Source organism: Streptomyces griseoluteus, from assembly GCF_004784465.1.
GTDB classification, from domain to species: domain Bacteria; phylum Actinomycetota; class Actinomycetes; order Streptomycetales; family Streptomycetaceae; genus Streptomyces; species Streptomyces griseoluteus.
Map to the genome: position 1 here is coordinate 496,516 of NZ_SRRU01000002.1, position 14,819 is coordinate 511,334.

A 14,819-nucleotide genomic window follows, 5' to 3' on the forward strand; every position below is an offset into this window, starting at 1 on the left:
TTCCCCGTACGGCAGTACCCATTTCCCGCTCCCGCTCGTTGTGCAGCGCGGACACCCGGCTCCCGAACCTGAGCGCCGATGCGTGTCCCCGCCCCGCAGGAGAGCCCATGAGCACCCCGCCCCTCGCCTCAGGACCCCACGGCCCGGACGCCCTGCGCCCGCTCCTGGACACCGTCCTCGGCGCCCTCACCACCGGCGCGGCCGCCCGCGGCGGCCCACTGCCCGCGGGCGGTCCCGACGCCGTCGCCGCCCGCGTCACCGACGCCCTCGGCGACGTACTCCCCGAACACGGCGACCCCGACGCCCTGCGCGCCCTCACGCACGCCCTCGCCGCGGGCGCCGCCGACCCCGCCGGCCCGCTCTGCGCCGCCCACCTGCACTGCCCGCCGCTCGCCGTCGCCACCGCCGCCGACCTGGCCGTCAGCGCGCTCAACCCCTCGCTGGACTCCTGGGACCAGGCGCCCGCCGCCTCCGCCCTCGAAGCCCGCGTCACCGGCGCCCTCGCCGCCCGGCTCGGCCTCGCCGACGCCGTGGTCACCACCGGCGGCACCGAGGCCAACCAGCTCGCCCTGCTGCTCGCCCGCGAGGCCCACGGCGCCCACGTCCGGCTGGTCTGCTCGGCCGCCGCCCACCACTCCCTGCCCCGTGCCGCCTGGCTGCTCGGCCTGCCCGACCCGGTCGTCCTCCCCGCCCCGGCCGGCACCCTGGACCCCGCCGCGCTGGACGCCGCCCTCACCGAGCTGACCGGGCCCCTCCTCGTCGCCGCCACCGCGGGCACCACCGACGCCGGGCTCATCGACCCGCTCCCCGAGATCGCCGCCCGCTGCGCCGCCCACCGCGTCCGGCTGCACATCGACGCGGCCTACGGCGGCTGCCTCGCCCTCAGCGACCGCCACCGCCCCCTGCTCACCGGACTCGACGCCGCCCAGACCGTCGCCCTCGACCTGCACAAACTCGGCTGGCAACCCGTCGCCACCGGCTTCCTCGCCGTCGCCGACGCCACCGAACTCGACGCCCTCCACCAGCGCGCCGACTACCTCAACGCGGGCGACGACACCGAGGCCGGCCTCCCCGACCTCCTCGGCCGCTCCACCCGCACCACCCGCCGACCCGACGTGCTCAAGGCCGCGGTCACCCTGCGCACCCTCGGCCGCACCGGCCTCGCCGACCTCATCGACCGGGTCCTCACCCTCGCCCGGGACCTCGCCGACCGCGTCGAGGCACACCCCCGCCTCGAACTGTACGACCGGCCCACCCTCGCCACCGTGCTGTTCCGGCCCGCCCACGCGAGCGACGACGCCGTCGCCGCCGTCCGCCGCACCCTGCTGCACGAGGGCCGCGCCGTCCTCGGCCGGGCCCACGCCGACGGCCGCCTCTGGCTCAAGGCCACCCTCCTCAACCCCCACACCGGGCCCGACGACCTGGCCCACCTGCTGAAACTCGCCGAAGGACACACCCCCGCATGAGCCACCCGCCCCACCCTGAAGGCCAGGAACCCGAGTCCCCCCGCGACCTTGTCGGCATCGGCATCGGCCCCTGCAACCTCTCCCTGGCCGCCCTCGCGGCACCCCTCGCCGAACTCGACGCCGTCTTCTACGAACAGCGCCCCGGCTTCGACTGGCACCCCGGCCTCCTCATCGACGGCACCACCCTCCAAGTCCCCTTCCTGGCCGACCTGGTGACCCTCGCCGACCCCACCAGCCCGTGGAGCTTCCTCAACTGGCTCCGCACCCGCGACCGGCTCTTCCCCTTCTACTTCGCCGAGCACTTCCACATCCAGCGCGCCGAGTACGACGCCTACTGCCGCTGGGTCGCCGGACAGCTCCCCGGACTCCGCTTCCGCCACCAGGCCGACGCCGTCCGCTGGAACCCCGAACGCGACGTGTTCGAGGTCGACTTCACCCGGCTCGACGCCGACGGCCACGCCGAGGCCCTCGGCCGCACCCGCACCCGCAACATCGTCATCGGCATCGGCAGCGCGCCCCACGTCCCCGAACCGCTGCGCCCCCTCACCGCCGCCCCCGGCGTTCCCGTCCTGCACGCCGCCGACTACCTCGCCCACCGCGAGGCGCTGCTCGCCGCCGGACACGTCACCGTCGTCGGCTCCGGGCAGTCCGGCGCCGAGGTCTTCCTCGACCTGCTCCGCCACCGCCCGGCCGGACGCGAACACCTGCACTGGATCGGCCGCACCGCCGCCTTCGCGCCCATGGAGTACTCCAAGCTCGGCCTGGAGCACTTCACCCCCGACCACACCCGCTACTTCCACGCCCTCGCCGAGCCCGTCCGCGACCGGCTCGTCGCCGCCCAGTGGCAGCTCCACAAGGCCGTCGACGCCGGCACCCTCGCCGCCATCCACGACGAGCTGTACCGGCGCACCCTCGACGGCGGCTGGCCCGACGCCGTCCTCACCCCCGGCGTCCAGGTCCGCACCGCCGGACGCCTCGGCACCGGACAGGTCGAACTCCACCTGGAACACCTCGACCAGGGCAGCCGCACCCGCCTCGCCACCGACGCCGTCGTCCTCGCCACCGGCTACCGCATGCGCCCGCTCGACGGCCTCCTCGCCGGGCTCGACCCCCACCTGCGCCGCGACAGCGCCGGACGCCCCCTGATCGACGACGAGTTCCGCCTCGTCCTCGACCCCGCCGTCAGCGGCCGCGTCCACGTCCAGAACGCCGAACTCCACACCCACGGCGTCGGCGCCCCCGACCTCGGACTCGCCGCCTGGCGCAGCGCCACCATCCTCAACTCCCTGACCGGCAAGGAGCAGTACCCGCTCCCCGCCCGGACCGCCTTCACCACCTTCGGCCTGCACCCGCAACGCCGGAGCCCCGGCGACGGCACGGCCGACCGGGCCCGCACCGCCACCGGGGCTCCACCCCGACCGACCTGCTAGAACACCGGCGTGCCCGCCCGCGTCAGCTTCCAGTCCACCGACGCGAAGTCCTTCGGGTCCAGCACACCCTTCGCGGTCACCCACTCCGCGATCCGGGTCCGGATCTCCGTCGACTCCGACCACAGCTCCTTCGCCGACGCCACGTACGGGAACGCGCCGCCGCCGTTGGCCCGGTAGTTGTTCACCGCGAACACGAACTGGGCCGCGTCGTCCAGCGGAGCCCCGCCGAAGGTCAGGTTCTTGATCCGCGACCCGGCGGGCTGCGCGATGTCGATGTCGTACGACAGCCCAGACACATAGTCGTAGTTGTAGTCGGGGCGGTCGGCCGCGTTCGTCAGCTTGTCCACGTCCACCGGCGCGCCCGGCGCGGTCTGCACGTAGTACTGCGCCGAGAACTCCAGGTACGCCCGCACCTGCGCGCCCGTCAGCAGCTTCGCCACCAGCGTGTTGTCGTACACGTACAGACCCGACAGGTCCCGGATGGTGACGTCGCCCGCCGGGATCTCGCTCGTCCGGGAGAACGGCGACGCCTGCGCCAGCACCGGCAGCGAGGCGTACTCGGTGCCCGCCAGCGCGGCCTTGACCACGTCCTCCTGCACCTTGGTGATCAGGTCGATGATCGGGGCGTCCTTGTACCGCGCCTCCACCGTGGTCAGCGTCTCGGTCGCCCGGCCCACCACCTGGTTGACGTACGCCACCACCTTCGCGTGCTCCGTGGAGAGCAGCTTGGTGATCTTCGGGTCGTCCGCCACCGTCCGCGAGTCCCTGAGGGACGCCTTCACCGACTCCACCTGCCAGCGGCCCCGCGCGAAGACCAGCTCGAAGTCGAACAGGGTCAGCCGCTCCGCGAAGCACAGCGGCTCCGACAGCACGACCGTCCTCCCCGACTTCTCGTTGACGACCCGGAGCTCCGGGATCTCCAGGTGCGCGTGCCCGACCAGGATCGCGTCGATACCCGGCACCTGCCGCGCCACGTTCGCCGCCGCGTTCTCCACGTACGGCACCTGGTCACCGTAGGACGACGTGCCCGAGGTGCCCGAGTGCGCCGAGACCACCACGATGTCCGCGCCCATCGACCTCAGCCTCGGCACCCACTTCGCGGCCTGCTCCTCCAGCCCCTCGAAGGCCAGCTTGCCCTGCACGAACGCCTTGTCCCAGATGGCGATGCCGGGGTTGGTCAGACCCAGCACCGCGACCTTCACCGGCGGCGCGCCCGGCACGTGGAACCGCTTCATGTAGTACGGCGCGAACGCCGGCTTCAGCGTCTTGGCGTCCACCGCGTTGGCACCCAGCAGCGGGAAGTCGAGCTGGTGCTCGAAGCGGCGCAGCGTCTCGATGCCGTAGTTGAACTCGTGGTTGCCCAGCGCCGCCGCGTCGTACCCGATCGCGTTCATCGCCTTCGCCATCGGGTGCACCGGGCCGCCCTCGGCGGTGATCGGGTCCACCTTGGCGTAGTAGTACGTCAGCGGGGTGCCCTGGATGGTGTCGCCCGCGTCCAGCAGCAGGGTGTTGCGGCGGCCCTTCTCCTCGCGGACCTGGTTCACCAGCGTCGAGATCCGGGCCAGGCCCTGGGCGTTGCCCGCCGCGTCCTTGTAGTCCGCGTTCTTGAAGTAGTCCCAGTTGAAGACGTGGCCGTGCAGGTCGGTGGTGCCCATCACGGTCAGCGCGTACCGCTTCTCGTGGTGCCCGTGGGCCGCCGCGGCGGCTCCGGCCGCCCGGGCCGCCGGGGCTCCCGCCCCGCCCGCGATCGCCACGCCCGCCCCGGTGACGGCGGACTGCTTCAGGAACTTCCGGCGGTCGAACGGCATCTCTCGGTCTCCACGGCAAGGGGTCGACAACGCGCGTAGATTGTGGCCCGACCATGACAGGCCGCAACAGACCCCCCAGGTTGCGATCCGGTGACCGATTTCCGTCAACTCCCCCCGCCGGTACGCCGGACACATGACACAGTGGGACGTATGACCCCTGAGGCGAACCCCGCGTACGGCACCGCCGACGCCCCGCTCCTCGCCGTCCGGGGCGAGGCCGAGTTCCAGACCGAGGCCGAGATCGCCCGCATCGGCGTCACCGTCACCGCGCGCGGCCGCGACCGCCGCGCCACCCTCGACGACCTGGGCCGCCGTAACACCGCCGCGCTCGACATCCTCAAGTCCTACGGCGACGCCGTACCCGAACTCACCACCGGCTCCCTCGGCGTCACCCCCGAACTCAGCGAACGCGGCCGGGGCGAGCGGGTGCGCAGCCACCAAGGGGTCGTCCGCATCGACGCCGAGATCACCGACTTCACCGTCCTCGGCGAACTCACCGCACGGCTGGCCGAGTTGGAGCTGACCGAGCTGGACGGCCCCTCGTGGTCGCTGCGCCCCGACTCCCCGGCCCACGCCGAGGCCCGCCGCCGCGCCGTCGCCGACGCCCTCCAGCGGGCCCGCGAGTACGCCGACGCGCTCGGCACCTCCCTCGCCGCGCTGACCGAACTCGCCGACACCGGTGCCGACCGGCCGCGCAACGTCTCCGCCTTCGGGCGGGCCGCCCGCCGGGCCGACGCGGCGGAATCCGCCGAACCGTTCGATCTCCAGCCCGCGCAATTGTGGGTCTCCGCGCAGGTCACCGCGCGCTTCACGCTGGTGCCGCCCCGGCTTTAGCGGCGTCTACGCCCCGGCTTTAGCGCCGCCTAGGGGTAAAAGAACCATCGCGCGAAAAACATCGCTCATAGGAGCGGCTCATCGCACAATTCAACACTTGTCAATAACCCTTTCCCCAAAGGTTGTTGAGTGGCCATGGAGTCAGAATTCTCTACCCGTCGGTAAGCCATAGGCTCGACCCATGCGCCGAGCAAAGATCGTCTGCACCCTGGGGCCCGCCACCGACTCTTACGACCAGATCAAGGCACTGGTCGAGGCCGGAATGGACGTCGCCCGGTTCAACCTCAGCCACGGCACCCACGCCGAACACGAGGCGCGTTACCAGCGTGTCCGCAAGGCCGCCGACGAGACCGGCCGCAGTGTCGGAATCCTCGCCGATCTTCAAGGTCCGAAGATCCGGCTCGGTACCTTCGCCGAAGGACCCGTACTCCTCGAACTCGACGACACCTTCACCATCACCGTCGAAGAGGGCGTGCAGGGCGACCGCCACCAGTGCGGCACCACCTACGCCGGTCTCGCGGAGGACGTCCGGCCCGGTGAGCGCGTGCTCGTCGACGACGGCCGGGTCTGCCTGGAGGTCACCGGAGTGGACGGCCCCCGCGTGCACACCCGTGTGGTGGAGGGCGGCGTGATCTCCGACCACAAGGGGATCAACCTCCCCGGTGTCGCCGTCTCCGTCCCGGCCCTTTCCAAGAAGGACCAGGACGACCTGCGCTGGGCGCTGCGCACCGGCTTCGACGTCGTCGCCCTCTCCTTCGTCCGCAGTGGGCGCGACGCCGCCGAGGTGCACCGGATCATGGCGGAGGAGGGGCGCCGGCTGCCCGTCATCGCCAAGGTGGAGAAGCCGCAGGCCGTGGAGAACATCGAGGACGTCGTCGCCACCTTCGACGGGCTCATGGTCGCCCGGGGCGACCTCGGGGTGGAGCTGCCGCTGGAGCAGGTGCCGATCGTGCAGAAACGCGCCGTCAAGCTCGCCAAGCGCAATGCCAAGCCGGTCATCGTCGCCACCCAGATGCTCGACTCGATGATCGACAGCGCCCGGCCGACCCGCGCGGAAGCCTCCGACGTGGCCAACGCCGTCCTCGACGGGGCGGACGCGGTGATGCTGTCCGCCGAGACCAGCGTGGGGCGCTACGCCGTCGAGGCCGTGTGCACCATGGCGAAGATCGTCGCGGCCGCGGAGGAGGAGATGCTGGCGAAGGGGCTGCCGGCGCTGACCGAGCGGAACAAGCCGCGCACCCAGGGGGGCGCCGTCGCGCGGGCGGCCGCCGAGATGGGGGACTTCCTCGGGGCGCGCTTCCTCGTCGCCTTCACCCAGTCCGGCGACACCGCCCGCCGCCTCTCCCGCTACCGCTCACCCATCCCCGTCCTCGCCTTCACCCCCGAACCCTCCACCCGCTCCCAGCTCAGCCTCACCTGGGGCGTGGAAACCTTCCTCGGACCCCACGTCGACTCCACCGACGCGATGGTCGACCAGGTCGACGAGCTGCTTCTCCGCTACGGCCGCTGCGAAAAGGGCGACGTCGTCGTCATCACCGCCGGCTCCCCACCCGGCCTCCCCGGCACCACCAACCTGGTCCGCGTCCACCACATCGCGGAGGACGACAGCCCTAAGTAGGGGTCAGTGCTTGGGCCCCACGTGGGTGTCCATGAGGGCGACGGAGGCTTTGCGGGCGACGGAGATACTGAACGGCCTTCCGTTGCGCGTGCACAGGGTCCACTCGACGCCGAGTTTGTCCAGAGTGTCGGTGTAGAGGCGTCGGATGTCGGCGGAGACATTGGTGAAGAAGTACCTCGGGTACTCATAGCGCTTTCGTTCCCCGCCGACCAGCCGCGTCGTCCAGTTGGTGATACGGCAGCCGTCGGAGTGGATGAGGCCGCGTACGAATTCCCAGGGGTGGGCGTCGACGAGCGCTTCCTGCCATGGTTCGAGAGTGATCGCGCGCTCGTGCTTCTTGCCCGGACCATGCTGGGGGAAGAGGCAACACCAATGTCGGCTGTAGCCGACCACGGACGTGTACCCGACAGCTTGGACCCGGTATGCCTTCTTGCTGGGGTTGATGGTTTCGACCGCGGCGACACAGGCTTCGATGAGACCCGGCCAGGCATCGCAGCATGCGATGCGGAGGTAGTAGCCCGCCTTCATGCCCGGGCTGATGCAGCCGTCACCGAGGTAGAGGCCAAGAAGGTAGCTGTATGAAGCCTTGTCCGCAGGCGGCTCTCCCGTCGGACCGCACAGTGAACACGGAGTGCTCTGCATACGCGGGAGCGGTGTGATGCGGGTTTGCCAGGATCGAATCGCACTGCGGGAGATTCCGGTTTCTCTGCTGACAGAGTTGAGGCTGCGGCCTTGGGCCACAAGTGCGAGCGCCCGCTCACGTGTGCTGAGGTCGTACATACGGCCACCTTGTGCGGCCAATTGCGACGACACGCAGCAAAAAGCGGATGTTCACGAGAACGTGAGCATCCGCTTGCTGAGTCAATCCTTCGAATCGAAGGAAAAGTGCCCCGAGTCGGATTCGAACCGACACTGTATGGGTTTTGAATCCATTGCCTGCTGCCAATTGGGCTACCGGGGCTCGCAGATTCCAAGGTGTCCCTTGACCCTCCGCGCGTCCACCATACCGTAGCTAGGTAGGCTCTTGTCAGCAGCACCCCTGCCCTGAACGGAGAGCCCCAGTGACGACTCCCGAGTCGCCCCAGCCCGCAGACGTGTCCGACGACGACAAGTCGCATGTGCCCCCGCTGACGACCCGGGTCGTCATCGCCGAGGACGAGGCGCTGATCCGGCTCGACCTCAAGGAGATGCTGGAGGAGGAAGGCTACACGGTGGTCGGTGAGGCCGGGGACGGCGAGCAGGCCGTGGAACTGGCCCGTGAGCACAAGCCGGACCTGGTCATCCTGGACGTGAAGATGCCCAAGCTGGACGGCATCTCCGCGGCCGAGAAGATCGCCGAGGAGTCCATCGCCCCGGTCCTGATGCTCACCGCCTTCTCGCAGCGCGACCTCGTGGAGCGGGCCCGCGACGCCGGCGCGATGGCGTACCTCGTGAAGCCGTTCAGCAAGACCGACGTGGTCCCGGCGATCGAGATGGCCGTCTCCCGCTTCACCGAGCTGAAGCAGCTGGAGCAGGAGGTCGCCGACCTCAGCCAGCGCCTGGAGACCCGCAAGCTGGTCGACCGCGCGAAGTCGATCCTCCAGACCGAGTACGGCCTGAGCGAGCCCGCCGCGTTCCGCTGGATCCAGAAGACCTCGATGGACCGCCGCCTGTCGATGCAGCAGGTCGCGGAGGCGGTCATCTCCGACGACCAGGAGAAGAAGTCGGCCAAGAAGGGCTGACCGACGGCACGAAGAAGGCCCGCGCCCCCCGAGCCGGAGGGACGCGGGCCTTTTCGTACCGCGCTCAGTCCTCGCCGAGGTACGCCTTGCGCACCGACTCGTCGGTGAGCAGGTCCCGCCCGGTGCCGGAGAGCACGATGCTGCCGACCTCCATGACGTGTCCCTGGTCAGCGAGCGAGAGCGCCGCCTGGGCGTTCTGCTCGACCAGGAGGATCGTGGTGCCGCTCGCCTTCAGCTCGGCGATCGTCGCCATGATCTTCTGCATCATGATCGGCGAGAGCCCCATGGACGGCTCGTCCAGCATGAGCAGCTGCGGCTGTGACATCAGCGCCCGCCCCATGGCGAGCATCTGCTGCTCACCGCCGGAGAGGGTGCCCGCGGCCTGCTTCCGCCGCTCCCCGAGGATGGGGAAGAGGTCGTAGGCGCGCTGGATGTCCTTCTCGATGCCCGGCTTGTCGTTGCGCAGGAAGGCCCCGAGGCGCAGGTTGTCCTCGATGGTCATGCGCGGGAAGATGTGCCGCCCCTCGGGGGAGTGGGCGAGCCCGAGGGAGACCACCTGGTGGGCCGGGACCTTCTTCAGCGACCTGCCGTTGAAGCGGATCTGCCCGCCGACCGGCTTGAGCAGCCCGGACAGGGTGCGCAGCGTGGTGGTCTTGCCCGCGCCGTTGGTGCCGATGAGGGTGACGACCTGGCCGGCCTCGACCTTGAACGAGATGCCCTTGACGGCTTCGATCTTGCCGTAGGCGACCCGCAGGTCCTCGACTTCGAGCAGTGCGGTCATCGGTCGGTCTCCTTGCGGTTCTCCTTGCCGGGCACGGCGTCCGCCTGTGCCTCGGCCGCCTCGACCTCGGCGGCCTCCTCGTCGCCGGGGGCGTCCTCGAAGGGTTCACCGAGGTAGGCGGCGACGACGCGTTCGTCGCCCTGGACGGTGGCGCTGTCGCCCTCGATCAGCTTCTGGCCCTGGACGAGGACGGCGACGCGGTCGCAGAGGTTGAAGATGAAGCGCATGTCGTGCTCGATGACGAGGACGGCGATGCCCTGGTCGCGGATGGCGAAGACCAGTTCCTCGGTGGCGCGGGTCTCCTGCGGGTTCATGCCCGCCGTGGGCTCGTCGAGCAGGAGCAGGCCGGGCTCGCTGGCCAGCGCGCGGGCGATCTCCAGTTTGCGCTGCTCGCCGTAGGGGAGGTTGCGGGCGAGGTGCTCGGCCTTGGCGTCCAGGCCGACGAAGGCGAGGAGTTCCATGGCGCGGGCGCGGGAGGCGGCTTCGGCCTTGTGGAAGCCGGGGCCGCGCAGCAGGGCGGACCAGAGTCCTTCCTTGGTACGGGTGTGCCGGCCGACGAGCACGTTCTCCAGGACGGTCATGTTGGCGAAGAGCCGGATGTTCTGGAAGGTGCGGGCGATGCCGGCCGCGGTGACCTTGAAGGACTTGGGCGGCAGGACGGTGCCCTTGTAGCGGACCTCGCCCTCGGTGGGGACGTAGAGGCCGGTGAGGCAGTTGAAGAAGGTGGTCTTGCCGGCGCCGTTGGGGCCGATGAGGCCGACGATCTCGCCGCTGTTGACGGTGAGGTTCACGTCGCGGACGGCGGTGAGTCCGCCGAAGCGCATGGTGACGCCGCGGGCGTCGAGGACCGTCTCGCCGGGGGTGGTGCCGGGTGCGGTGTCCTTGGTGGTGGTGTCGGTGGTCATGGTGGTCAGGCCCCTGCCTTGCTGAGGACGGCGGGCGCGGCGGTGTCCTCGTGGAACTCGAGTTGGCGGCGCCGGTTGGGGATGAGGCCCTCGGGGCGGAAGCGCATCAGCAGGACGAGCGCGACGCCGAAGGCGAAGAGCTGGTAGTCGCCCAGGAACTGCAGCTTGGCCGGGATCAGGTAGAGCAGCGAGGCGCCGACGAGGGGCCCGGAGATGGTGCCCATGCCGCCGAGGACGACCGCGGCGAGCAGGAAGGCCGAGTTGGGCGGGACGACGTGGGCGAACTGGTACTGCTCCGGTGTCACGGTGTAGGTGACGTGGGCCTGGACGGAGCCGGCGAGTCCGGCGAGGCAGGCGCCGAGGGCGAAGGCGATGAGCTTGACCCTGAAGCCGTTGATGCCCATGGCGAGGGCGGCGGTCTCGTCCTCGCGGATGGCGATCCAGGCGCGGCCGATGCGGGAGTCGCTGCTGCGCCGGAAGACGACGACCACGACCAGGGTGATGAGCAGCATCAGCAGGAAGTAGTTGGCGAACCGCCCGATGGTGGTGCCGAGCAACTGGTGTTCCTGGCCGAAGTCGAACCCGAGGATGTTGAGGTTCGGGATCGAGGAGATGCCGTTGGAGCCGTTGGTGACGTCGGGTCCGGAGGTGCCGTCCATGTTGAGGACGGTGATGCGGAAGATCTCGCCGAAGCCGAGGGTGACGATGGCGAGGTAGTCGCCGCGCAGCCGCAGGGTCGGGGCGCCGATGAGGACGCCGAAGATCATGGCGACGACCGCGCCGAGCAGGGCGGAGGCCCAGAAGGGCCAGTGCACGTGCAGCGGCGAGGAGGGCGAGCCGGAGACGAGGGCGGCGGTGTAGGCGCCGACGCCGAGGAACGCGACGTAGCCGAGGTCGAGCAGGCCGGCGAGGCCGACGACGATGTTCAGGCCGAGGGCGACGGTGGCGAAGATGAGGATGTAGACGCCGATGGTGGCGTACTGGTCGTCGGACTGGGTGAAGGGGAAGGCCGCGGCGGCGACGAAGGCGCCGGTCATGGTGACGGTGCGGTGCCGTGTGGTGATCGCCGAGATCCGGGCCACGAGTCCGGCCTTGGCGAGGGCGGCGAAGCCGAAGCCCGCGGTGAGGAGGAAGCCGATGAAGAGCTCGTCGTACTCGGTGCCGATGCCGTAGGTGAAGACGAGCAGGCCGAGGGCCATGACGCCGGTGATGACGAGGATCTCCGCCCAGGCGGGCAGGGTGCGGCCGGGGGCGGGGGGTTCGGCGGCGAAGGCGGCCTTGAAGTTGGCGCGCTTCTGCCGGGCGCGGTGCCGGAAGGCTTCCCAGCCGGTGTCGTCGGGGTCGGCCGGGTCGGGCTCGGGCCGCTGGAAGGGCAGCGCGAGGGCGCCGAGCAGGGCGACGAGGGTGGCCAGCGCGACGAGGTAGCCGCCGGGTTCGAGGTTGACGACGCCGCCGAGCTTGGCGCTGATGGCGATGACGGTGTACCAGGCGGTGGCGAAGGTGCCGAGCGCGGCGAGCTTGAGGGCGCTGTCGGCGTTGCCGGGGGTGAGGACCTTGAGGCCCTTGACGCCGTAGGAGGCGAGGCCGAACAGGGTGGTGAACAGGCCGCCGATGAGGACGAGGACCTGGAGGCCGCCGGGGTAGCCGTAGACGGTGAGGTCGCCGGGGAATTCGGCGGTCCAGGTCCAGGCGAGGAAGGCGGAGACGACGGCGAGGGCGCCGCCGCCGGTGGCCAGGGCCCGGCCGACGGTGGCCGGCAGGCCGATCAGGCCGGTGGCGGCGGGGGCGTTGGAGTCCGGGGTGTCCGGGGTCTCCGGGGTGCCGGGTGCGGTGGTGTGTGTGGTCATCGGTGTCACGCCCTGTCCGCGACGCGCTCGCCGAGCAGGCCCTGTGGCCTCAGCAGGAGCACGAGGATGAGGAGTACGAACGCCCAGACGTCTGCCCAGGACTGGCTGCCGAACTTGTCCATGCCGGGGATGTCCGCGATGTAGGCGGTGGACAGGGCTTCGGCGACGCCGAGGACGAGGCCGCCGAGCATGGCGCCGTAGATGTTGCCGATGCCGCCGAGGACGGCCGCGGTGAACGCCTTGAGGCCGAGGATGAACCCCATGCGGAAGTCGATCTGGCCGTACTTGAAGCCGTAGGCGACGGAGCCGACCGCGGCGAAGGCGGCGCCGAGGGCGAACGCGATCACGATGATGCGGTCGGTGTTGACGCCCATCAGCTTGGCGGTGTCCGGGTCCTGGGCGGTGGCCTGCATGCCGCGTCCGGTGCGGGTGCGCATCACGAAGTAGGCGAGGACGGCCATGCTGAGCGGGGCGGCGGCGACGAGGAAGACGTCTCCGGTCTGGATGGTGACGTTGCCGATCTCGAAGGGTCCGCCGGGGATGCTCGGGAAGGTGCGCGCGGACTTGGCCTCGGGGTACCACGCCCACACGGCCTGCTGGAGGGCGAGGGAGAGACCGATGGCGGTGATCAGCGGGGCGAGCCGGGGGGCGCTGCGCAGCGGCCGGTAGGCGAATCGTTCCGCTCCGACGGCGACGGTCACGGCGACCACGATGGCGCCCACCAGCATCAGCGGCAGGGCGATCCACATGGAGGTGCCGTCGGGAAGGATGTACACGTAGACGGTGAGGGCGCCGAAGGCGCCGGTCATGAATATCTCGCCGTGGGCGAAGTTGATGAGCTGGACGATGCCATAGACCATGGTGTAGCCGATGGCGACCAGCCCGTACATGGAACCAAGTAGCAGGCCGTTGACGAGCTGCTGCGGCAGTTCGTTCACCGCATGTCCTCCGAGCGTGGGATAAGCGACGGATGTGGCCGGAAGTGGCCGGATGCGAGTCCGCGCGGGGCGCCTCTTGAGCGCCCCGCGCGGCTCGGCTGGTGCGGGCGTGGGTCAGGAGCCGTTGTAGGTGCCGGACTCCACGGCCTTCCAGGCACCGTCCTTGACGGAGTACACCGTGAGCTGCTTGTTGGTGGCGTCGCCGTACTCGTCGAAGGAGACCTTGCCGGTCACGCCGTCGAAGGAGACGTTCTGGAGGGCGGCGGTGACCTTGGCGCGGGCGTCGGAGGGCACCTTGCCGTCGTTGTCGTCGACGACCTTCTTGATGGCCTCGATGATCGACCAGGCGGAGTCGTAGGAGTAGCCGCCGTAGGCCGCGTACGCCTCCTTGTAGCCCGCCGCCTTGTAGTCGGCGACGAACTGCTTGGCGGAGGGGAGGGTCTCCACCGGGGCGCCGACGGAGGTGGCGTAGTCGCCGGTGGCGGCGGGGCCGCCGAGCTTGAAGAAGGTGTCGTCCTTGATGCCGTCGCCGCCGACCAGCGGCACCTTGGCGCCGGCGGCCTTGATCTGCTTGGTGAGCGGACCGGCCTGCGGGTACTCGCCGCCGTAGTAGACGACGTCGGCGCCGGAGTTCTTCACCTTGGTGGCGACCGCGGAGAAGTCCTTGGTGTCGGGGTTGATGTGCTCGGTGCCGACGACCTTGCCGCCGAGCTTCTTGAACGCGTCGGTGAAGGTGGCGGCGAGGCCGGCGCCGTAGGTCTTCTTGTCGTCGATGACGAAGACCTTCTTCTTCTTGGCCTTGTTGAAGACGTACTCCGCCGCGTACGGGCCCTGGATGGCGTCGGTGGTCGCGGTGCGGAAGTACGACTTGTACTGGCGCACCTTCTTCTTCTGCCAGTCCGGGCCCTGGGTGAGACCGGGGCCCGTGTTGGCGGGGGAGACCTGCGCCAGCTTGGCGTCGTCGAGGACCTTCTGCATCGACTCGGCGACGGAGGAGTTGAGCGGGCCGACGACCCCGAGGACGCTCTTGTCGGTGACGAAGGCGGTGGAGTTCTGCTGGCCGGAGGAGGGCTGGCCCTGGTCGTCCTTGGCCTCGACCTTGAAGGTGACGCCCTTGACGTACTCCTTCTTGTTCGCGTTCTTGACCGCGAGGTCCACCGAGTTCTTGATGCCGAGGCCCAGCGCGGACAGGTCGCCGGTCAGCGGGGCGTCGATGCCGATGGTGACGGTGGTGCCGCCCTTGGCGTCGGAGCCGTTGTCGCCGCTGTCGCGCGAGCCGCAGGCGGTGAGGGTGAGCGCTCCCGCGGACAGCGCGGCGGTGATGGCGATGAGCGAACGTTGACGCACGATCAGTCCTTTCCCTGGACGACCGCATCCCCATGGAAACGGTCGAGCCGCGCGCCTGGCCGAAAAGCGAATCCGGGGCGCGGTGACTGGCCGTGACTCTAAGCGTGTGATGGGAACGTGTAGG

12 protein-coding genes and 1 tRNA gene are annotated in these 14,819 nt (G+C 70.2%); 5 read left to right on the plus strand and 8 right to left on the minus strand.

Going from position 1 to position 14,819, the window contains the following annotated elements; genetic code table 11:
- The first annotated feature begins 107 nt into the window (after window positions 1-107).
- A complete protein-coding gene (locus E5082_RS07720; RefSeq protein ID WP_135790511.1) occupies window positions 108-1,466 on the plus strand; it encodes a pyridoxal phosphate-dependent decarboxylase family protein in 1,359 nt (452 codons plus the stop codon).
- Window positions 1,463-2,896, plus strand: a complete 1,434-nt coding sequence (locus E5082_RS07725) for a lysine N(6)-hydroxylase/L-ornithine N(5)-oxygenase family protein (RefSeq protein ID WP_135790512.1) — start codon at window positions 1,463-1,465, stop codon at window positions 2,894-2,896. Before E5082_RS07720 ends, E5082_RS07725 begins: the two co-directional genes overlap by 4 nt.
- Here E5082_RS07725 and E5082_RS07730 read toward each other — a convergent pair.
- The gene (locus E5082_RS07730; protein ID WP_135790513.1) at window positions 2,893-4,704 is read right to left on the minus strand and encodes a bifunctional metallophosphatase/5'-nucleotidase; all 1,812 of its coding nucleotides are present in this window, start codon (window positions 4,702-4,704) and stop codon (window positions 2,893-2,895) included. The genes E5082_RS07725 and E5082_RS07730 overlap by 4 nt on opposite strands.
- Before the next feature lie 150 nt (window positions 4,705-4,854).
- Here E5082_RS07730 and E5082_RS07735 point away from each other — a divergent pair, with 150 nt between their 5' ends.
- Together E5082_RS07735 and pyk are read left to right on the plus strand one after the other, a co-directional pair.
- Window positions 4,855-5,538, plus strand: coding sequence for an SIMPL domain-containing protein (locus E5082_RS07735; protein WP_135790514.1), 684 nt, complete (start codon window positions 4,855-4,857; stop codon window positions 5,536-5,538).
- Between the two features lie 181 nt (window positions 5,539-5,719).
- Window positions 5,720-7,156, plus strand: a complete 1,437-nt coding sequence (gene pyk, locus E5082_RS07740) for a pyruvate kinase (RefSeq protein WP_135790515.1) — start codon at window positions 5,720-5,722, stop codon at window positions 7,154-7,156.
- Window positions 7,157-7,159: 3 nt separating this feature from the next.
- Here pyk and E5082_RS07745 read toward each other — a convergent pair whose 3' ends face one another.
- Both E5082_RS07745 and E5082_RS07750 read right to left on the minus strand, forming a co-directional pair.
- Complete coding sequence (locus E5082_RS07745) at window positions 7,160-7,936, minus strand: helix-turn-helix domain-containing protein (RefSeq protein WP_135790516.1); 777 nt, start codon at window positions 7,934-7,936, stop codon at window positions 7,160-7,162.
- A 106-nt stretch (window positions 7,937-8,042) separates the two neighbouring features.
- Window positions 8,043-8,117 (minus strand) — tRNA-Leu (locus E5082_RS07750).
- Between the two features lie 100 nt (window positions 8,118-8,217).
- Here E5082_RS07750 and E5082_RS07755 point away from each other — a divergent pair.
- Window positions 8,218-8,877, plus strand: coding sequence for an ANTAR domain-containing response regulator (locus tag E5082_RS07755; protein WP_135790517.1), 660 nt, complete (start codon window positions 8,218-8,220; stop codon window positions 8,875-8,877).
- Window positions 8,878-8,941: 64 nt separating this feature from the next.
- Here the strand turns inward: E5082_RS07755 and E5082_RS07760 are convergent, their stop codons facing one another.
- From E5082_RS07760 to E5082_RS07780, 5 genes are all read right to left on the minus strand, one after another.
- On the minus strand, window positions 8,942-9,658 hold the full coding sequence (locus tag E5082_RS07760; RefSeq protein ID WP_086695666.1) for an ABC transporter ATP-binding protein: 717 nt from the start codon (window positions 9,656-9,658) through the stop codon (window positions 8,942-8,944).
- Window positions 9,655-10,563, minus strand: coding sequence for an ABC transporter ATP-binding protein (locus E5082_RS07765; RefSeq protein ID WP_135790518.1), 909 nt, complete (start codon window positions 10,561-10,563; stop codon window positions 9,655-9,657). The genes E5082_RS07760 and E5082_RS07765 overlap by 4 nt, the downstream gene beginning before the upstream one ends.
- 5 nt (window positions 10,564-10,568) lie before the next feature.
- The gene (locus tag E5082_RS07770; RefSeq protein ID WP_135790519.1) at window positions 10,569-12,410 is read right to left on the minus strand and encodes a branched-chain amino acid ABC transporter permease; all 1,842 of its coding nucleotides are present in this window, start codon (window positions 12,408-12,410) and stop codon (window positions 10,569-10,571) included.
- Between the two features lie 5 nt (window positions 12,411-12,415).
- A complete protein-coding gene (locus tag E5082_RS07775; protein WP_031182872.1) occupies window positions 12,416-13,348 on the minus strand; it encodes a branched-chain amino acid ABC transporter permease in 933 nt (310 codons plus the stop codon).
- 114 nt (window positions 13,349-13,462) lie between these two features.
- Window positions 13,463-14,695, minus strand: coding sequence for a branched-chain amino acid ABC transporter substrate-binding protein (locus tag E5082_RS07780; RefSeq protein ID WP_135790520.1), 1,233 nt, complete (start codon window positions 14,693-14,695; stop codon window positions 13,463-13,465).
- Window positions 14,696-14,819: the final 124 nt, after the last annotated feature.